18 protein-coding genes are annotated in these 20,088 nt (G+C 57.8%); 14 read left to right on the top strand and 4 right to left on the bottom strand.

The genetic code is table 11. The features are described from left to right. The first annotated feature begins 168 nt into the window (after window positions 1-168). On the top strand, window positions 169-333 hold the full coding sequence (locus tag ACH2ED_RS01730) for a hypothetical protein (RefSeq protein ID WP_309695766.1): 165 nt from the start codon (window positions 169-171) through the stop codon (window positions 331-333). Here ACH2ED_RS01730 and ACH2ED_RS01725 read toward each other — a convergent pair. Together ACH2ED_RS01725 and ACH2ED_RS01720 are read right to left on the bottom strand one after the other, a co-directional pair. Continuing rightward, entirely contained in the window at window positions 330-1,337 is a 1,008-nt protein-coding gene (locus ACH2ED_RS01725) for a phytanoyl-CoA dioxygenase family protein (protein WP_395088467.1), read from the bottom strand. The genes ACH2ED_RS01730 and ACH2ED_RS01725 overlap by 4 nt on opposite strands. Before the next feature lie 79 nt (window positions 1,338-1,416). Continuing rightward, window positions 1,417-3,495, bottom strand: a complete 2,079-nt coding sequence (locus tag ACH2ED_RS01720) for a hypothetical protein (protein ID WP_395088466.1) — start codon at window positions 3,493-3,495, stop codon at window positions 1,417-1,419. 192 nt (window positions 3,496-3,687) lie between these two features. On the opposite strand from ACH2ED_RS01720, the gene pilM reads away from it, so the two are divergent. The 12 genes from pilM to ACH2ED_RS01660 all read left to right on the top strand — a co-directional run bounded on the left by pilM (window position 3,688) and on the right by ACH2ED_RS01660 (window position 17,292). After that, on the top strand, window positions 3,688-4,815 hold the full coding sequence (gene pilM, locus ACH2ED_RS01715; protein ID WP_395088465.1) for a type IV pilus assembly protein PilM: 1,128 nt from the start codon (window positions 3,688-3,690) through the stop codon (window positions 4,813-4,815). A 23-nt stretch (window positions 4,816-4,838) separates the two neighbouring features. Next, window positions 4,839-5,465: a PilN domain-containing protein gene (locus ACH2ED_RS01710; RefSeq protein ID WP_395088464.1), complete on the top strand. Its 627-nt coding sequence runs from the start codon at window positions 4,839-4,841 to the stop codon at window positions 5,463-5,465. Further along, window positions 5,458-6,198 (top strand): type 4a pilus biogenesis protein PilO, encoded by a 741-nt coding sequence (pilO, locus tag ACH2ED_RS01705; RefSeq protein ID WP_395088463.1) that lies wholly within the window; start codon window positions 5,458-5,460, stop codon window positions 6,196-6,198. The genes ACH2ED_RS01710 and pilO overlap by 8 nt, the downstream gene beginning before the upstream one ends. A 24-nt stretch (window positions 6,199-6,222) precedes the next feature. After that, window positions 6,223-6,966, top strand: a complete 744-nt coding sequence (locus ACH2ED_RS01700) for a hypothetical protein (protein ID WP_395088462.1) — start codon at window positions 6,223-6,225, stop codon at window positions 6,964-6,966. Between the two features lie 35 nt (window positions 6,967-7,001). After that, window positions 7,002-9,707 (top strand): hypothetical protein, encoded by a 2,706-nt coding sequence (locus ACH2ED_RS01695; RefSeq protein ID WP_395088461.1) that lies wholly within the window; start codon window positions 7,002-7,004, stop codon window positions 9,705-9,707. Window positions 9,708-9,803: 96 nt separating this feature from the next. After that, the gene (locus tag ACH2ED_RS01690; protein ID WP_395088460.1) at window positions 9,804-11,525 is read left to right on the top strand and encodes a GspE/PulE family protein; all 1,722 of its coding nucleotides are present in this window, start codon (window positions 9,804-9,806) and stop codon (window positions 11,523-11,525) included. A gap of 49 nt (window positions 11,526-11,574) precedes the next feature. Continuing rightward, on the top strand, window positions 11,575-13,314 hold the full coding sequence (locus tag ACH2ED_RS01685) for an Hsp70 family protein (RefSeq protein WP_395088459.1): 1,740 nt from the start codon (window positions 11,575-11,577) through the stop codon (window positions 13,312-13,314). A gap of 43 nt (window positions 13,315-13,357) precedes the next feature. Then, the gene (locus tag ACH2ED_RS01680; protein WP_395088458.1) at window positions 13,358-14,638 is read left to right on the top strand and encodes a DnaJ domain-containing protein; all 1,281 of its coding nucleotides are present in this window, start codon (window positions 13,358-13,360) and stop codon (window positions 14,636-14,638) included. Window positions 14,639-14,672: 34 nt separating this feature from the next. Next, a complete protein-coding gene (eno, locus tag ACH2ED_RS01675; RefSeq protein ID WP_395088457.1) occupies window positions 14,673-15,986 on the top strand; it encodes a phosphopyruvate hydratase in 1,314 nt (437 codons plus the stop codon). Window positions 15,987-16,097: 111 nt separating this feature from the next. After that, on the top strand, window positions 16,098-16,457 hold the full coding sequence (locus ACH2ED_RS01670) for a DUF4234 domain-containing protein (protein WP_395088456.1): 360 nt from the start codon (window positions 16,098-16,100) through the stop codon (window positions 16,455-16,457). Between the two features lie 69 nt (window positions 16,458-16,526). Beyond that, window positions 16,527-16,901, top strand: a complete 375-nt coding sequence (locus ACH2ED_RS01665) for a DUF4234 domain-containing protein (RefSeq protein ID WP_395088455.1) — start codon at window positions 16,527-16,529, stop codon at window positions 16,899-16,901. Further along, window positions 16,876-17,292, top strand: a complete 417-nt coding sequence (locus ACH2ED_RS01660; protein WP_395088454.1) for a DUF2752 domain-containing protein — start codon at window positions 16,876-16,878, stop codon at window positions 17,290-17,292. Before ACH2ED_RS01665 ends, ACH2ED_RS01660 begins: the two co-directional genes overlap by 26 nt. A gap of 5 nt (window positions 17,293-17,297) precedes the next feature. Here ACH2ED_RS01660 and ACH2ED_RS01655 read toward each other — a convergent pair whose 3' ends face one another. Next, window positions 17,298-17,891: a Uma2 family endonuclease gene (locus ACH2ED_RS01655; RefSeq protein ID WP_395088453.1), complete on the bottom strand. Its 594-nt coding sequence runs from the start codon at window positions 17,889-17,891 to the stop codon at window positions 17,298-17,300. 7 nt (window positions 17,892-17,898) lie between these two features. Further along, on the bottom strand, window positions 17,899-19,170 hold the full coding sequence (locus ACH2ED_RS01650; RefSeq protein WP_395088452.1) for an NAD(P)/FAD-dependent oxidoreductase: 1,272 nt from the start codon (window positions 19,168-19,170) through the stop codon (window positions 17,899-17,901). Window positions 19,171-19,191: 21 nt separating this feature from the next. On the opposite strand from ACH2ED_RS01650, the gene ACH2ED_RS01645 reads away from it, so the two are divergent. Then, window positions 19,192-20,067 carry an ABC transporter ATP-binding protein gene (locus ACH2ED_RS01645; protein WP_395088451.1) on the top strand — a complete coding sequence of 292 codons (876 nt, stop codon included), beginning with the start codon at window positions 19,192-19,194 and terminating at the stop codon, window positions 20,065-20,067. Window positions 20,068-20,088: the final 21 nt, after the last annotated feature.

Below are 20,088 nucleotides of genomic sequence, written 5' to 3'. Positions count from 1 at the left end.
CTCAGGGGCGTGAAAGTAGAACAAATTAGCTCCGCCCCCTCTACGAAGCGCCTGTGAGTCTACAGAGCCCCCCCTCAGTTACCGGAAACTAGAGTTCTACTAGGTTTACCCAGGTAAAAAAGGAGAGAAGGAGAGCAAGTGATGACGGTCGGCTCTATTTTTAGTACCATGCCCTTTTGGATCATTGCCCTGACGATGGGTATGCTCGTCTGGATTCTCTCTCTTTCGCTTCGCCTACTGGATGTCTGGCGCTGGACCAACGAGCTCAAGCACTGGAAAACTATCCCACAGCCCTACTGGAAAAAAGCAAAATATCTTCTTGGTTTTAGCTAGCTCGAAGTAAGCAGAGGCAGAGTTGCCACTTTTCTCTCCCCGCGCACCACGGCGGCGGCGACCGACCAGTCGTAGGTGAGGTCCTCTTCGGCGGCATTTCGATACGTGATGATCCAGGCGTAGCGATCCTGCCCACTGACATTCGGGTGCGATGCGTGCAGCGTCAGATCGTGAAAAAAAACGGCATCCCCGGGGTCACAGGGGGCGCTGACGGCAAGTGCTTCGTCTACGGCGTCTTCGGCGAGCCTATAGCCGAAGCCTTCCCCTTCCGGAGCTTTCCCCGCGTGCTCCGCGAGGGTTTTATGACTTCCAGGCAACAGCTTCAGACAGCCGTTCTCTTTTGAAGCGGGTTCAAGGGCCACCCAGACCGAGATTTTATGTGCCCCCTTCCAGTACGGCCAGTCCTGGTGCCACGGCGAGCCGTACTCAGTGGTGGCGGACTTGAAAACCACTTTATCCGAGAGAAACTCAATGTCGTGGCCGATCAGCGGCTCCAGTGCATCTAAGAGGCGAGGGTCACGAATGGCCTCAGCAAAGACCGGGCTGCTGGCCGCCAGCCCCACGAAGACCCCGGCATGGTCGCCCTTCTGTGCCACGATCCGCAGTGCCTCCACCTTAAGCGCCGCCACTTCCTCCTCGGAGAAAAGCGTGTGCACTAGAACATACCCAAACTGCGCGTAGGTCTCTTTCAAGCCGCCGTCGGCATCGGTTCCAATGGGTTCCACGTCCAGCCCCTCCTGCTCGCGCCAGGCATTCAGTGCCTCAGCCATGTAGTGCCAGCGGACGCTCCAGTAGCGAAAGCGGCGGTGTGTGTTCATCGTCGCGAAGAGTGCCTCGACTGCCTCACGTTCTGGCCAGGGGGTGCTCAGTAGCAACTGCCACTGCTGGGCCACCGCAGCACCCTGTGTGAACGCTTCCTGTGAGGGGCTAGTTTGTAGGGCACGTGCTGAAAAATAGGCCACACACTCGGCAGCGACTGCAGCGAAAGGAATTCCTGTGTGCATTGGGGCTATTGTACACAAAAAAAGAGGCTCCGGAAAATCCGGAGCCGAGTTACTCTCGTCGTGTCAGTGTCTGCCCAGTCTAAGTGTCTGCTAGGAAAACACCAATCTGTGCCTCGCGCCCATCCCCCAGCGGGAGAAGCGCGGCTTTTGTGTCTAAGTCGCCGGTGAGGAGATTGCGCACCAGCGGCTCACGGTTGTTCTTGATGATTCGGATATGTGTTATGCCCGGCGGGGCAATCACCGGCACCAGCACCTGAAGTGTCGCGGGGCAGACGAGCGGCAGGTAGTCCACGCGCTCCCCCTCGGGACCTGTCACTTGAACATACTCCCAGGCGGCGGGCTCTGGTGCGAAGGTCTGCCACTGCCGGACAACCGCCAGTTTCTCCCGATCCGCCGCGCAGTGGCTCCCCAGCGCCCCCACGGCCAGTAGGAGTGCCAGAGGGAGCTGGGTGAGCGCGTTGAGATCGGCAATCGGCACCGCATCCAGATTCTCGCCCGCATGCTCCCGAGCCACTCGGAGCGCCCGCAGTGCCAGGTTCAGCCAGAGGGGATCCGTGTCCACACGCGTCAGTGCCAGCGCTCCCCGTGCCCCAGCTAGACTGGATCGCAGAAGTGCTTCGGGCTGGAGCGGGTCGCCCAGAGACCCATCGGGGAGCCGCCGGGTTCGCAGCAGCGTTCCCACTTCTTTAGCAAGAGCGATCATTCGCTCACTCTCGTACTCCCGTGAGACTAGCAAGATCCCCTCAATCAGTGACGCGAGTTGCTCGGTAGTGGCCACGTCGGGCGAGAGGGTCGCCAGCTCCATCCCCTCCTCAATCGTAGCAATACTTCGCAGTGCCGCTCTCAAGAAAACCTCATTGCCCGTGCGCCGGAAGGTCTCCACCAGTGCAATCAGCGCCTCGCCCACCGCCCAAGGGGAGACATGCGGTAGGGCAGCCCCCCCCTCATGGAAGCGCTCCCCCTGGAGGAGGCCATCTTTATCCATCCGCAGCAGAAGCCACTGCGCCGCCGCCACTGCCGTCCGCGAGAGTAGCTCGATCTGAAAGTGTGCATGGAGCAGATGGAGCCCCGTCGCGGTCCGGGCCGCAACCGTAGTGGAGAGCGTGGGTTCGCCGTGAAAGTCCTCAAAGCGGCGCTCACTGCGCTGGGTGTCCCAGATCGCACCCCAGTGGGGGCTCTCCACTTGAGCTACCTGAAAGTCGCAGACACCGCGCCCCAGAAGCCGCGCACGTCGCCGCAGGGCATCGTCGCCCGTCAGGTAGTGGTGCCCCAGAAGCGCACAGGCAGCCAGCGCCGCATCCGTCCCCTCACCAGCCGCCACGCGATCCTCACCGAGAGTGTAGATCAGCCGGTCCACGCCCCGTTTACGCACCCGCTCCTCACTCATCAGTGCAGCGGCTGCCGCGCAAGAAAGCTCCCAGAGAAACGGCTCCGTCTGTGCGAAGGGAAGCTGCTGTGTATCGGCCACCTGTGCCACGTGCTGGCGGAGCGCCTGATGAACATCGGCCTCACTTCGTGCTGGAGTAATCCGAGTCTCCCAGGCCAGTGTCGCTCCCGCACCTCCAAGGCTCGCTCCCATGAGAACAAGCTCAACGGCGCGCTCACGGCTCTGGGGAAAAGCACCCGGAGTCTTACTCACCAGTGTGGTCACCAGCTCCTGAGACCAGAGCGCAAGAGCCTGCCCCCCTCGCCCCGTCGAGAGAGTAACAAGTTTTTGCAGACTAGGCGACAGCGGGAAGTACAAGCGAATGCTATCAGGAGTGTCCGTCAGTGGGGCAACAGCCAGCGCGGGAGCCGTGGCACCAACACGCCAGGTCCACAGAAGTGTGTCTCCCCGTCCTTCGACATACACCAGAAACCGCAGTGCCGCCCGCGCCGCCGTCGCCGTCTTGCGTCGCCCCCCAAGAAGAATCCGATCTCGTTTCTTGCGGGAGTGCTGGCTCAAATAAACCGGGAAAGTTTGCCCGCGCAGAGTTACCTCAGCGAGAGGCCGAAATGCGGTGGACTCAAACAAAGCTCTCCCCGACTTACCACGCAGCCAGCAGAGCCGAACCCGAAAAATATCCTTATGATCCGGGAGAAGCTCCAAGCCAATAGGGGAGTAAGGAAATCGGTAGAGAACTTCCTCCTTAGGGAGTATCGTGGGCGGCGTTGTCATGGTTACTTGAGTTATCGGTGTGTCTCCAGCACGAAAGCCCTGTTAAGAACGCGGGAACCCGCCCCGCAAAATCGCCAGAAATTTATGAAACCTCCCCCCCACCTCCTCTACAGTTTCTCGCCAGTCTTCCCATAATCCCAGTATGCCCTCGCGCGTTCCGCAGTTCGGGCAGTTTTTTGGGAGGTTGATCGCGTGTCTATACTATCCTCGCTATTCGGAAAAGAAGTGGTTATCGGGCTCGACATTGGAAGTTCCATGATTAAGGCTGTCCAGATCGAACCTACCCGGGGAGGCTTTCGTGTCGTTAGAGCGGCAGAGCAGAAGACTCCACAAGGGGCCGTACGCGATGGCGTGATTATCAGCCGTGAGCCTATCGCGATGGCGATACGCCAGATGCTTGAGGCAGCCGGGATCTCCGCCAACGCCGCAGTTCTCTCGGTTTCGGGGCCTAGTGTGACCGTGCGCCAGATCCGTGTGCCTAAGATGAACGCAGCAACCCTTACCAAGTCTATTCGCTACGAAGCGGGTAAGTACATCAGCACCAATATCGAGGATGCTGCACTCTCCTTCGAGATTCTGGGGCCGTGCGACGACGACCCCACGCAGATGGACGTGATGCTCGTGGGCACCAGCCGTGACCTCGTCGAGTCCCGGGTTGCCGTGGCACAGCTAGCGGGCCTAGAGGCAATCGCGGTAGATATCGAGTCCTTTGCGATCCTCCGTGCCATTGTTGATACAGCGCCAGACGATTTTGCGGATGAGAACCTGCGGGCTATCGTTGATATCGGCGCTGCCCATACCGAAGTGATTATTCTCTCCGGACCCGATTTCGCTCTCACCCGCTCTATTCCGATCTCGGGAGATACTTTTGCCGATGCCCTGAAGAACCAGCTTCGGATCGAACACAGCGAGGCTGAGCTGCGCAAACAGGACGTGGATATGGGAGCACTGATTACCGGGGAAGGCTCGCCGGAGTCCATTGAGCTCTCACGCATTATCCAGACGACCATGGATGAGCTCTTGCGCGAGATCCGCCGCTCCATCAACTACTTCCAGTCACAGCTCGCGGATGAGGGAGTCACTGCCAACCTTTCGGAGATCCTGCTCGTCGGTGGCTCGGCCCAGATCCGCAACCTAGCAGCCTATATGTCCGCTCGTCTTGGTATCCCCACCCGGCTCTGTGACCCTTTCGCCAGCTCTCAGCTCGAAACGAGCCCTGAGGCAGAGGAGTGGCTCCAGGAGCAGGGGCCCAGCCTGACAGCAGCCCTGGGCCTAGCACTCAAAGAGTTCACAGGGCCACAGCTCGGCAGTAAAAACTAGGGAAGAAAAGGTTCAACACCACCATGCCAAATATCAATCTGATCGCCGAACGCCGTGCCGAAAAACGGCGCATGGAGCGACTGAGCAAACAGCTATTTTATGCGATGGGAGCCTCTCTGGCGATCCTTGTCTCGGTAGGCTCCTGGCTGATGACCACACGTTTCAAGCAAATGGGAGATGTCGCGGACGCCGATCATCGGATGGATAAAGTACGGCCCATTATCGACGAAATTGACAGGGTGAAAAAAGAAACCAGTGATAAGCAACCCAAAGTCGCGACCCTGGAAAGAGCACGCTTTGACACACTACGCTGGACACTGCTCTTCCAGGCAGTAGCCCAGTCCCTGCCTAAAGATGTCTGGCTGACCACGATCGGAGCCCCCGAAGGGGAGCCTATTGTGGTCAGCCTCTCAGGCTCCGCCCCGTCACAAGCGATCGCGGGCCAAGTGGCTCTTAACCTGAAAAGCAAGCCCCTCTTTGAGCGCGTCGAGCTTCTCAGCACCAACCTACTGGATAAAGGGGGCCGCTTCGGCTTCCAGATCAACGCCCCTATCAAGCCTATTTCTCTACCCGCAACCCCTCCTCCCACCGTGGAGGCAAAGAAGACAGCCAAAGTGGCGACGGACAAAGGAGATAATAGCCGTGTTTAATCCAACTGCCGGTGGACTCCGGAATATCTCTTTCCAGCCCGGTAAACAATCCGCCATTATTATGGGGGCACTTACAGGGGGGCTCTTGCTTCTTACGAGCGGGCTCTACTTCTGGCAGTCCGGAGAGATCGCACGTGTCGACAAAGAAGTGGCCGCTAAGCTTGAGCAAGTCCACGACAATGAGCGAAGCGCCAAGCAACTGGATCAAGTGCATCTGGAAGCCGCCGCAGTAGATGGCAAGCTGCACTTTCTTGAACAGAATGTCTCCTCAGGAGATTATATTCCAACGATGGTGCAGCAGATGGCCAAGCGTGCTCAATCCTACAGCCTGATCGTCACCAACTCGCGCCATAATATCGAGATCGTTCCTCCTCCCCAGCCACTGAGCAAAGAGGAAAAAGCCGAGGGGAAGAAGCTGGCACTACCACCTGCCTATAACAAGGCCCGCATTGAGATTGATCTAACCGGCACTTATAACAATGTCGCGCGATTTATTCACAGCCTGACACGCTTTGAGAAAATCATCACTGTCAACTCCGTCATGGAGCAATCCCGTCAGGACAAGGCAAATAACTCGCCCGATCTCTCCGTGCGTATCGTCATGACAGGCTATGTCTTTCCCGATGGGGATATTATTGCCTCCAAAAAACAAGAGACTAAGGTCGGCTCCATCAGTGAGCGCCGAGCGATGGAAAATCAGCTCTTGAGTCCGCCGTCACCCCAGTCGAAATAGTCAGGCAGAGGCTAGGAAAACTTTATGAAGCCCATTGATAAGAAAGATATGCCCAAGCTGATCGCACTGATCGGCCTATCAGTCTGTGCCCTTGGTTACGGTGTCTACAGCCTCGTGGGTGGCACCTCCTCGGCAAGCCCTCCTGCGAAAGCGACGCCAAAGGAACAGACAGCGCGAGCAGCTCCCGCAGGGGGAGGCAGTGTCCCTACCACGGATGATGTTCTGACCACCGAGCTCACGCGTCTGGAAAAGATCAGCGAGCCGGTTCTGGTTCGCGATCCGTTTACGATCACCTCCAGTGCGAGCCCGGCACCTCCACCGACGACGCAACTACCCCCCTCGGCACCCGGCCCCACTCCGGCCCTCTCGGCGCAGGATGTGGCTACCAACAAAGCCAACACGCGCGCAAAAACTCTCGGGGAGATTCTTGGGGTAAGTGTCCGGCTTCCTAAACCCAGCGGTGAGGAAGACCCGCGTGGCGGAGGTTCGGCGACATCTCCTGGCTCAACGTCCCATATCGTCCTACCGCCGCCACAGCCAGCGCAGCCCCCGACACTGTCGGTGACTGGCATCATGGTTTCTGAAAACGGTCAGGGCAAGAGCATTGCCATTGTTCGCATCAAAGACGAAACCCGCTGGCTCTCCGTGGGCGAGGATGTCGGTCAGGGTTTTGTTGTCCGCAGCATCCGACGAACGGATAGCGGCAGCGAGCTGGAAATCATAGATTCTAACGACAAAAAACGCCACTTCATCTTCAAGGTGAACTGAGCAAATCAGATAATTCAGATAGAGGAGCTACTCTCGTGCAAACTCAAAAAAATCTCTTAGCCTTCGGACTTGCTTCCGTCGGAATGATCGCGTCCCCAAGCCCAAGTCATGCGGCACCAAGCGCGGTCAATGATATCAAAGAGGTAACCATCACTACCGAAAATGCAGCCACAAGAATTACCATCACAGGCTCACTGTCGTTCACCCCAGAAGTAAAGAGCCTGGACAAGAGCGGTGTGACCACGATTACCCTTCCAGGCCTCTGGCAGGCAGGGCGAGCGGGTAGCAAGAGTGTCCAAAAAAACGGAGTCGCTTTTGTCCGCTACGGTCAGTACTCAATGCGCCCCAGCAAACAAGTACGGATCGTCGCCAACTACAGCAGCAAGCTTCGAAAGGGCCTCAAGGTCGAGCTCATCGCCTCCGAGGACAAGACCCGCTGGGATATTGTCCTCTACGCCCCCGGAATCGAGCCCAGCGAGCTGACGGCTCGTGAGGTGCTCCCGGTTAATCTGCCCTCCATTGCCGCCGCTCCCCCCAAGATCGCCCTGGCACTACAAGCGGAGAGAGACCCCCTCCCGGGTATCTCCGTTCGGAACCAGCGCACCCGAGTCTCGATTGACACCCGTGCCCTGATGGCGGCAGCGAGCCGTGTGGCCTCCAGCATTGCGTTCGCACCTCGGGATACCGCCCCACTCGCAAGCTATGAACTATTGACAGCGCCGCAACTGAGCCTGGCCTCGGTGCTACCGCTGGCACCACGTCCACGTCCGCTGGTTGCGACAACCACAGGCAGTCCGAAGCTCACCCCCTATTCTAGCCGGATGTCCGAGCCAACCTTTGCCAAGCCGCTTCTTCCCGCGCTTGCCGCCCCCACTCCTCCCCTCCAGAAAAAAGCGGTCGTGATCCCCGTCAAGGCTCCGAAGGCCACCACGCCCGTTGCCACCGTGGTGGAGAAGCCAGCACCCACGGAGCTGAAACTAGCACCCACGGAGCTGACACCAACGCTCGCCGAGCCGAAACCCACTACCGCCACACCAAAAGCCGTCGTAGTAGCGGTGCAGGAAAATGCACTGGATCGTGTGGTCTCTCTCGACTTCGTCAGCTCAGAGCTCTCCGATGTCCTCAAGCTTATCTCGGTCCAGGCGAAAGTCAATGTGGTCTCAGGGCAGAGCATTATTGGCAAGAAAGTGACCCTCTCTCTCCAGAAAGTGCTCTTGCGAGAGGCGCTCGACTGGATCACCCGCACCTCGGGAGTCTCCTACACCATGGAGGGGAGCAACACGATTATCGTCGGAACCGGCCAGGAGATCGCGCTTCTGAAGCGCACCAACGAGACCCCAGAGGCGGCCTCAGCAAATATCCCCTTCTTCTACGCCGATGCCGACTCGCTCAAGACCGCGCTGACGGCAGCATTCCCCAATGTGGCGATTCATCTCATCAAGGCTAGTGAGGAATCTAAGAAGCCAGAGGAGAATACGCAGCAGACACAACAGGCCGCCACGGGTGAGCGCATCGCCACGGGTGGTGGTGGTGCAGGTGGATCAAGTCCCTCCTCCCTGACCAACATCAAGCCACGGGGCGGCTCCCTCTACGTGGTAAGTACCCGCTCCATCATCACGGAGCTTAGCCGCACCATCGAGGACATGGAGCATGGCCTGATCGAGATCGCCCAGCGGGATGCGGATCGCAAGTCCGAACAGATGCGTGCCTTCGTCAATGATACCTACGAGATGAAGTACGTTGATCCGACCCAGGCAGCTCGGCTGGTGCTGGAGAGTGTCCCCAACCTCATCATACGCCCTGGCCCCTCGCAGCGCTTTATCGCCACTGCTCTAGGTGCCATCGGTGGTTCGTTCAGTCAGGCAGGCAGCAGCGGTGGCGCGGGGACAGGGAGTGCTGGAGCAGCAGGAGGCACAGGAAGTACAGGGGCATCCTCGGGTGGCCCCGGCCTGGTAGAGTCCCGTCTTCTCCTGCTGACAGGCAAAGATATAGATGTCAAACGGGCAAAAGAGATGCTCAGCCAGCTCGATACCCGACCGCCCCAGTTCATCTACGAAGCCCGCCTGGTTGAGGTGAATAAAGACGATGTCAGCCAGCTTGGGCTCACCTACGATCTGGGAAAAGCCATCCAGATCGGGGAGAACGACGCGGGGGGGCAAAAGAACACCACTGTCAACAGCGTGCCCGGCGGACGTAATCTTAATGGTGGCGCGATCTACCGCACCCCCTTAAGTGTCGCGGCCAAGGTTGATGCACTAGCGACCAAGGGGAAAGCCAATATTCTGGCACGCCCTACTCTCTCCGCCCTTGATGGCAACCAGGCAGTTACTTTTATTGGCGACCAAGTGCCCTATATCATCTCACAGTCCATCGGCGCGAATGGTGGTCTGAATATCCAGACGGGTATCGCCAGCGCGGGAATCCGGCTCCAGGTCTCGGGGCGCTCCAACGGCGATGGGACAATGACTATCTACGTCCACCCGGAGATATCCACCATCACCCAGTTTGTGGGAGGTCTGCCACAGATCTCCACCCGGTTCGTAGACACCACGATCCGCGTGAAGAACGGGGAGACGATCGCAATCGGCGGCCTGGTGCAAAAGCAAGAGATTGATAACATGCGCAAGGTGCCGGGCCTGGGGGATCTGCCGGTTCTAGGGCAGCTCTTCCGCTCCAGCGACAAACGTATCAAAGAGAGCGAAGTGCTGATCTTCATCACCTGCTCTCTATCCAAAGACTAAAGTCCAAGGCTCGAAAGAGACTAAAAAGGGGTCAGCCATGCATGAGTGGCTGACCTCTTTTTTTGTTTGTCTAGTACCAATAATAGGAGATAGGTTATGACAGCAACACAGACAAATAGAATTGGCGACGTGCTAGTGGAGAAGGGGCTTCTTACTCCAGAGCAGCTCCAGAACGCCATAGACAAGCAAAAACAGCTTGGAGGTAAGCAACCTCTGGGTGAGATTCTTGTCTCGATGGGCCTCATTACCGAACGTGACCGGGTCAAAGCCCTGGGTGATCAGTGGGGCGTGGACTACGCGGATCTAACCGAGATTATTATCCCCGACGATGTAGTGCAGCTGGTCTCCCAGGAGCTTGCCCGTCGCTACAAGATGATTCCTATGGAGGTCATCGGTAACCGGATCAAGATGGCGATGAAGAATCCTTTGGATATCTTCGCCACCGACGAGATCCGGCTAATGACGGGCAAAGAGGTAATCCCCCTGATCGCCCCTGAGGACGATATTCTTGCCGCGATCAATGACAACTACCGGGTGGCTGCCCAGAACCTCAACAATGTCCTCCAGACCTTCCATACCGAAGAGGTGGAGCTGGATAGAAAGCGCCCGGAAGACCTCGCCGCCGAAGTGGATCAGGCCGAGGCCGAGTCCGCTCCGATCATACGGCTTGCCAATGCACTGATCTCACGCGCCGTTCAGGAGAAAGCCTCCGATATTCATATTGAGCCCGGGCGGGAGTCTATTCGTATACGCTACCGGGTGGACGGCATCTTAATGGACGGTCTTCAGGTTCCTAAGAACGCGCAAAATGCTCTAGTCAGTCGCTTTAAGATCATGGCGGAGATGGATATCGCAGAGAAGCGTGCACCCCAGGATGGCCGCATCTCCATGATTGTCCAGGGGAAACACTACGACTTTCGCGTCTCCAGTCTGCCCGCTGTCTACGGTGAGAAGATCGTGATGCGCGTGCTGGACAAGAGCAATATTAATATTGGTCTGCACCGACTCGGCCTACTTCCTCATACTTTTGAGATGTTCGAGTCTATGCTGATGCGCTCCTACGGCATTATCCTCGTCACCGGACCAACAGGTTCTGGAAAGTCAACAACTCTCTACTCCAGCCTGGCAAAAGTCAACTCCGGCGAGAAGAATATCATTACCATTGAGGACCCCGTGGAGTACGAGATCTCCGGCATCACTCAAGTGGGTGTCAACAACAAAGCGCACATGACCTTTGCGGCGGGCTTGAAAGCCATGCTGCGCCAGGACCCCGATATTATTATGGTGGGAGAGATGCGCGACCAGGAGACGGCAAATATCGCCATTGAGGCCGCGCTCACGGGGCACTTAGTTTTCTCCACGCTCCACACCAACGATGCCCCGGGTGCCGTCGCCCGCCTCATGGATATGGGTGTGGAACCGTTTCTGATTGCCTCCGCCACGGTTGGGGTGATGGCCCAGCGCCTGATGCGCCGTGTCTGTGATAAGTGCAAGACCACCTACGAACCCCCTAAAGAAGCCATCAAGCGCCTGGGAATGAACCTGGACGACATGGAGCGTAGCCCGGTGACATTTTACCGTGGGCGTGGCTGCGAGGTCTGCAAGGGCACGGGCTACAAAGGTCGTGTCGGCTGCTACGAGCTGATGCCCATCACCGATAAAGTTCGGGAGCTTATCCTGGCCCACGCGTCCGCCTACGCGATCCGTGAAGCCGCCATCGAGGGCGGAATGCGCTCCCTCAAAGAAGATGCCATGGAGAAGATTCTTCTGGGAATGACGACCCTGGAAGAGAGTCTGCGTGTGATTTACTCAGGCTAGCCCCTAAAGAGAGGCTTCGGAAAAACACATAATCACGCAAAGAGAATTTATGAACGTACCCACGAAGAGCCCTACCAGAGGCCCCATCATTGGCATAGACCTGGGTACGTCTACCTCCGCGATCGCTTTCCTGACCGCCGAGGGCGAGCCCGAGCTGATCCCAGATCTCAACGGCGATACGATTGTTCCCAGCATGGTTCAGCTTCTGCCCGATGGCCAGCTCGTGGTGGGCTCGGTTGCCAAGAGCGGTGCTGTCACCTACCACGACCGGACCGCGATGGAAGTCAAGCGGCTCATGGGCACCGGCGAGACCGTCAAGCTGGGAAAGAAAGTTTTCTTTCCCGAGGAGATCGGCACCGAGATTCTCAAGCACCTCAAGCAAGCCGCAGAAACAAAACTCAACAGTGAGGTCAAACAAGTCGTGATCTCGGTACCCGCACGCTTTGAGAACGCCGCCCGTGAGGCCACCCGTAAAGCCGCCGAGGCAGCCGGTCTAGAGGTCATTCGCCTGATCAATGAGCCCACCGCCGCTGCCCTCTCCTATGGCCTGGGGCATCTAGCGGACCAGAGTAAAGTGCTGGTATTTGACTTTGGCGGTGGCACGCTAGACGTGACGGTTCTAGAGATGTTCGAGGGAATTTTAGATATCCGCACGTCGGTAGGCGATGATAAGCTAGGCGGCAAGGACATTGATGAAGCTCTGATAAACCTGCTGCGTGATAAGTTCAAAGAGACAACGGGCAAGAAAATGCCGCCGCCGTCGCGGGACCGCAAGGCGGCGCAGCGTATCAAAGAGGAGGCAGAAATTGTCAAGAAATCTCTTTCTTTCGCCCAGTCCATTGATGTCAATCTTCCAAACTTAATTACTACGCAGAGCCTTGTGTGCACAGTCACTCGCGATGAGCTCGATGAGCAACTAGAGAGCATGCTCATGCGCGCCATGTCCGTGGTGAACGAAGCGCTGGCGCGTGCCCGCCTGAAATGGGAAGAGATTGATGTCATCTTGCCCATCGGTGGCTCCAGCCGTATTCCAATGTTCCGCCGCGCCCTTGAGTTCGCCTCCGGCAAGACACTCTACTCCGGCTCGCTCAACCCCGACGAAGCCGTGGCTTTGGGCGCTGCGATCGCTGCCGGAATCGAGCAGGATCTCTACCAGCAGCAGCAAAAAGACATTATGATTTTAGATGTCTCCCCCCACCGACTGGGGGTGGCGACGATCAAACAAGTGGGTACTGAGCAGTATATCGAGGACTACTTCAGCGAGCTGATCCCCAAAGACGCCAAGCTACCTGCGATTACTAAGCGGGACTACATGACCCTCTCCGATGGCACTGGCCCCATTGCCATCCGTATCTACGAGGCAGTTACCGCAGGGAATCTCTGCCGTGAGCATCGTATTATTAGCGAGCTAGCACTCCGGGCACTGAATGTGGAGTCCAAAGACGAGCCCGTTCAAGTGGAGTTCCGCTACACCCTAGATGGAACTCTGGAGGTCGCCGCACGCTACATCAGCGCCCCGATGGTGCAAATTGATGGCAAGTTCGTCCTGGATGCCCCCGGCGCGGGCGGCACAGAGATCCCTCAGGACATCTGGCGTAATGCCCCGCTGGCAGAGCTGGCGCTTCCTCTTATCGAGCAGGCGGAGCGGCAAGTTCAAGAAAACCCCGAGCTGGGCAGTAGCATTGGAGAGATGGCAGGTTTTGTCAAGCTAGCCGTGATCCAGAACGACGAAGACCAGGTACGCAAGCGCCTAGACAAACTCACCGATCTTCTCTTTGAGCTCACTTAAGCTCTGAGGTCGAGACCACTTCTTGCCAATAATACAGCCAGGCATGGAAGAGAAATCGGATGAAACAACCCTCTACGATACCCTGGACATTTCCGAGTCGGCGAAGACTGAGGAGATCCAGCAGGCCTACTTTCGTCTTGTCCGTCTTTGTCAGCCCCAAAAAGACCCGGAGTACTACCAGGAGCTCAACCATGCACGTGAGACTCTGGTAGATCCGCAGCGACGAGGCGAGTACGACCAGACACGCAAAAATGGCTCACGGGTACGTGTCCTTGTGGATCAGGCGGCCCGTGCCCTAGAGCGTGACCCACAAAAAGCCCTTGGTCTGCTCAAAAGCGCCGTCGCCATGGCACCAGATCTCCCTCGCCCACGTCAGTTCATGGCGCAGCTCCTGATGCGCAATAAAGACTATGCCCTTGCCGAGCGGCAGTACCGCTGGCTTTTGCGGCGCACTTCTAACGATGAGGCACTGCGCTGTAAGCTCGCCCGCTGTCTCTTAGTGCAGGGAAAGGCCCCCGAGGCGGAGCAGGAGCTCAAGGCCCTACTTGCCCTCAATGAAGCGCACTACGATGCCCAGCTCCTTCTCGCACGCATCTACCGCAGCCAGGGACGCACCGAGGAGCTGATTGATGCGCTAGAGGGGGCAATCTTTATGGATGAGGTAGAGAACTTTGCCGATTTTATTGCCTTACTCCAGCTCCTGATGGTCTATATCCAGAGCGGCGATACTCCCAGTGTTGAGGAAACGTCGCTACGCCTCCTCAATGTTATCCCTGCCAATAAAATCCAGCTCGCCATGGATGCATTTTTCCAGACAGTCGAGCTCTTTTTCCGTGAGGACCACTTTAACTGGGGCCATCAGCTCCTGCTTGCCATTCAGCCGCTTCCCCTGCCAGAGAACAGTCCCTCAAAAACACGAAGGGAGAACCTCATTGCTTGGGCGGCGCTGCAACAAGAGGCGCAGAACCTGGAGCGCGACACTCTGCTCCAGGGTGCCATTCGCAGTTGTTTCCAGGTGCTCTACCGCGATCGTTCCTCGGAGACGATCCGCCAGACCCGTATGAGCACTGCCTTCAGCCAGCTCCAAAAAGAATACGAGGTGGACCCGCGTCAAATCCTACAGCAGCTCGCCTACCTTCGCAATGAGTATCCATTGATCAGTGCCAACCAGGAGAAGTTCCTAGGAAGTCTCTGTCAGCGTGCACTCCAGCGCCAAGTTTTTCTCCAGGCACAGCAAACAGCCCGAGTCGCCGCAGCCGCACAACAACCTGCTCTAGAGCCTCGCCGCAGTGGCTTCTTGGAGCGCCTAGCGGGAGCACGCTGAGCAAAGAGGCGAGCGCGTGCTATAATTTCGTAGCATGAGCCAACTTACCCTTATCGAAGAAGTCCGCGCCCGCCAGATTCTGGACTCGCGCGGCAACCCCACTGTTGAAGTGGATGTTATTTTAGAGTGCGGTGTCGTCGGACGCGCCGCCGTTCCCTCGGGAGCCTCCACCGGCGCACACGAAGCTGTCGAGCTCCGTGATGGCGACAAGTCCGTCTATCTAGGCAAGGGTGTTTTAAACGCCGTCGCCAATGTCAATGACTCAATCTCCCACGAGCTTTCAGGTTTCGACGCCTCGGATCAGGTGGGTCTGGACAGCTTGCTTCTCACTCTGGATGGCACGCACAACAAGGCCAAGTTCGGGGCCAATGCAATTCTAGGTGTTTCTCTGGCCGCTGCCAAAGCCTCTGCGGAGGCGCTGGAAACCCCACTGTGGCGCTATATCGGCGGCGCTAATGCCAAGCAGCTTCCCGTCCCGATGATGAATATTATCAACGGTGGCAAGCACGCTGATAACTCCGTGGATCTACAAGAGTTCATGGTCATGCCCGTTGGCGCGACCAGCTTCTCCGAGGGGCTGCGCTGGGGCACTGAGATCTTCCACGCCCTCAAGTCCGTGCTCAAGGCCAAGGGCTACGGCACGGCAGTCGGCGATGAGGGCGGCTACGCGCCCAATCTCAAGAGCAACCAGGAAGCGCTCGATGTGATCATGGAGGCGATCCATAAAGCGGGCTACACGCCGGGTGCCCAGATCCAGATCGCCATGGACCCCGCCACCACCGAGCTCTACGAAGAGGGCAAGGCCAACGGACGAGAGGGCAGCTACTACTTCTGGAAGTCTAACCTCTGGAAGACCCGCGAGGAGATGGTCGCGTTCTGGGCCGATCTTGCCGCCAACTACCCGATTATCTCGATTGAGGACGGCATGTCCGAGGACGATTGGGAGGGCTGGAAGCTGCTCACCGAGGCCATCGGCAAGAAAGTCCAGCTCGTGGGCGACGATCTCTTCGTCACCAACACCGCGCGCCTGGCCGAGGGAATTGAGAAGGGAATCGCCAACTCGATTCTCGTGAAGGTCAACCAGATTGGTACTCTCACCGAGACACTGGAAGCTGTCGAGATGGCCAAGCGCGCGGGTTACACCGCCATTCTCTCCCACCGCTCCGGCGAAACGGAAGACACCACGATTGCCGATATTGCGGTCGCCACCAACTGCGGCCAGATCAAGACGGGCGCTCCCAGCCGCACGGACCGTGTGGCGAAGTACAACCAGCTCATTCGTATCGAAGAGGCGCTGGGAACGTCGGCGGTCTACGAAGGGCTTAAGAGCTTCTACAACCTGCGCTAGAGAACGCCTTCCTCCTCTGCTAGCTTCTTGGGCAGAGGAGGAATTCTCTGAGTCCACCACGAATCAGCCTCTGAGAGCGCCGCTTGCTCTCAGACTAAAGGGAGGTGGGGTATGGTTGGAGAGCGTCGTGAGCCGATCACGGTTATTTTGCTAAGCCTGGTCACGTGCGGAATCTACGGAATCTACTGGATCTACAAAGTCTCTGAGGAAACGCAGAACTACTCGGGCGAGCAGGACATGACTCCTGTCGTGGATACGTTGTTATGTTTTGTACCGTTCTATTCCCTGTACTGGGTCTATAAGCAGTCCCAGAAGATCACTCGGATGCAGGCTAAAGCAGGTTTGCCGCCACGCGACGAAGCCATCTTGCATACGGTTTTGTTGTTCGTTTTCAGTCCCATTACGATCTTTATGTTCCAGGACAATCTCAATAAAATCTGGGACGCGTCGCGCAACGCTCAGGCGATGTAGCTGACACTTGGAGCACTGCAACTAACTCAGCGGGTCGCGTGTCGTAGGAAGTGGAGGCACGATTCTTCAATGCGAAACGGAACACGACGCGACCTGCTGATGATGGCGCTACTCTTGTTTTTCACCTGCGGGCTCTACTATATCTACTGGCTCTACCAGACGAGTAAGGAGATGGATGAGTTCACCGGGGAGAGAGGTATTCCCCCCGTTGTCCACTTGCTCCTTTTATTCTTTACCGCAAGTCTCTGGGGCTATGCGTGGGATATTCTCACGGCCCAGCGGATCGAGCGAATGCAACAGATGGTCGGGATCACCCCGCGCAACAACAGCGGACTCTATCTGGTGCTGGATGCTCTGGGTGCGGGGCCTGTTGCGGGCTTAGGAATGGTAGTTCCATTCCTCCAGCAAAACGACCTCAATGAGATCTACGCCAAGCGCACTTAAGCTGTGGAAAGGGGGCTGGACGCTCTGGCATCCGGCCCCCTTTCTCTTGCTGGCGCTTTTTTTAGTTCCCCCACCCGGCCCCGATAACAAATCCCTGCTAGGTCTCCCCGACCTTTGCCCCGTCCGGGTTCTCACGCACATCCCCTGCCCCGGCTGCGGCATGAGCCGCTCGCTTGTCTGCTGTGCCCATGGAGAGTTCTGGCGAGCATTCTGGCTCCACCCGCTCGGCCCCGTTTTCTTCATGCTCTTAATCGGCTACGTCGCCCTGCGCTTCTTTCCAAAGCTTCAGCCGTCAACGAAGCTCGTCAATCAGTGCGCGGGTGTGCTAGTGGTTCTGATGCTTGGCCTCTGGGGGATTCGCCTGCTCGGCTGGCTTCCGAAACCGCCGTAAGTGCATCAGGGAAGCAAGGCGCTGACAATGACTTGTGCATCGGGGTTTGCGAGCGGGGCGATACTCTGGGACTCTGCTAGAATGAGGACGCGATTGTAGCCGCCCTCCGAGGGGTCGAGGTGGATATGCAGGCGGCGGTTGGGAAGATCGAGAACCCAGTATTCGACAACTCCTGCATGGGCGTAGAGCGTGGCCTTGCGGTTCAAGTCAAACTCCAGCGTGCTGTCGGAGACTTCTATCAGCAAGCGAACGTCCTCAACGGGCGGTGTTCCCAGTGCCAAGTACTCACGCATGGTTTTTGAGAGCACGACCACATCGGGCTCAGGGTCGTTATGCTCGTCTAAGGCAACGGGATCTTGAGAACGCACGAAAAGTGCTCCAAAAGCTCCCTCCGCCCAGTTTCGGGCCATCGCGGTAGAGAAGACATGCGGCTCATTTTTTGGCACTTTGAGTAACAATTCTCCTTCAATAAGTTCATACGGACCATCATCAAGCAAGCCGCTGTTTTGAATAAAACGAGCCTCGTCCCGCGTCCAGAGTTTCTTCCGAGGCGCAGCGGTTAATATTGGCAGTGCGGTGGGAGTAGCAATGGTTGTCATAGTGGCTCTATTCTACGGCATCTTTGGCGGCGCTGTCTCCCGCCACGACACCCGTAGACCAAGCAGCTTGCAGATTGTAGCCACCAACGGGACCGGCGATATCCAGCACTTCGCCGCAGAGATAGAGGCCCTTGATCTTCTTGCTCGCCATGGTTTTGGAGTCCACTTCGTCGAGCGCAACGCCGCCCGCCACGACCTCGCCACGCTCCAACGGAACGGCGCGGACGCGGCCTACCTGCCAGCCTTTAAGCGTACTTGCCAGCCGATTACGGTCTTTGGCATTAAGTTGGGCACACTTTGCTGCGGGGTCAAGTCTTGCAGACTCTAGCAGCGGCTTACGCAGGCGCTCGGGAAGCGGCGCGTCTTCGACCAGCCAGAGTAAAGTGCGTTTGGAGTTCTGCTGTGCCTGAACCCTAAGCCGCGTTGCCACTTGCTCAAAGCTCTCGTCGGGGTAGAGATCCACTTCGACCGTGGAGTCCTCGGGGAGGGCCTCGGCGACTTCGCGGGAGACGCCCAGGGCGGTGGGGCCGGAGACGCCTTTGTGCGTAAAGAGTAGATCGCCGCGCCAGTGCATGCGCTCCTTACCCGTACTACCGTCGGGGTGGAGTTTTCGGGCACGCAAGACGCAGTCCCGAAGCGCGACCCCGCTCCACTCTTCAGGAGGTGTGGGATCGAGATAGAGCGGAGCGAGCGCCGCCGTGAGTTTCACAATCGTGTGTCCTAGCTCCGTCAGCCACTTCCAGCCATCGCCCGTGCAGCCCGTACCCGGAAACGACGAGCCACCAACAGCCACAATCAGCCGAGTGCAGGGCAGAGCCTTGCCGTTCACTTGCACACTTGTCACCGCACCGTCCTCAATCAGGATTTTCTCCACGGGGCAGTCGAGGCGGATTTTCACGCCGACACTGCGCACCTGGCGCTCCAGAACCTCGACCACGTCTTTGGCATCGGTGGGTGGCACTGGGAAGATGCGGCCATCGGGGCGGGTGTAGACCTTTAGACCCTCACTAGTAAGCAGCTCTAAAAAATCGTCGTTCGTGAACCGATAGAACGACGGCTTCAGAAAACTCGCCTCGTTGCTGCGAAACTGCCTTCGGATCTCCTCCATCTCGCCCGCGTGGGTCAAGTTGCACTTGCCGCCACCCGAGATCAGAATCTTGGTTCCCAGCCGATTTTTCTTCTCCAACAAGGTCACGGACGCACCAAGCGATGCCGCCCTCCACGCCGCGAGCATCCCCGCCGCGCCCCCACCTACCACAATGACATCTCTCTTTACCACAAGGTGCAGTATAACACTGACATGGCATTGGAAATTGAAAACCTGACCAAGACCTACCCCAACGGCGTACGCGCTCTGGATGGCGTCACCCTAAGCATTCCCCACGGGCTCTTCGGCCTGCTCGGCCCCAACGGCGCGGGCAAGTCGTCGCTGATGCGCACGATTGCGACACTACAAGAGCCCGACACGGGGAGTATTCAGCTTGACGGTGTGGATACACTAAAAAATAAAGAAGCGATGCGCACGACTTTGGGTTATCTTCCGCAGGAGTTCGGTTTCTATCCCACGCTCTCAGGCGAGGCGACGCTCGATCACTTTGCGACTCTCAAGGGGCTCAGCAACGGCAAGGAGCGCAAGGCTGTGGTCGAGGGATTACTGGCGCAAGTGAATCTCTGGGACGCACGCAAGAAAACCGTCGGTGGCTACTCGGGCGGCATGAAGCAGCGCCTCGGGATCGCGGTAGCGCTCCTGGCCAACCCCACAGTGATCATCGTGGACGAGCCCACGGCGGGCTTGGACCCCACGGAGCGCAATAGATTTCTCAACTTGCTCGCGGAAGTCGGCGAGGGCGCGACCGTGATCCTCTCCACCCATATCGTCGAGGATGTTCGGGAGCTCTGCGAGCGCATGGCAATTCTTGCCAGGGGACGTGTGGTCGCACAAGGTAACCCGGAGGACGTCATCCAGCGCGTGACGGGCAGTGTCTGGCGCAAGGTGATCGGCAAAGACGAGCTCACCGAGTACGAGGCACGCTACAAAATCATCTCACGCAGGCTCATCGCAGGAAAGCCCGTGATCACGGTCTACCAATCCACCGATCCAGGCGAGGGCTTTGAGGCCATTGCCGCCGATCTGGAAGATGCGTACTTCCACGCCGTACAAGAAGCGGACGCATAAGCCAAAGGATAGCACGAAAAA

Source organism: Armatimonas sp. (assembly GCF_043757465.1).
Classification (GTDB): Bacteria; Armatimonadota; Armatimonadia; order Armatimonadales; family Armatimonadaceae; genus Armatimonas.
Note: the sequence above shows the minus strand (reverse complement) of the source record. Positions and strands in the feature narration are given on the sequence as shown.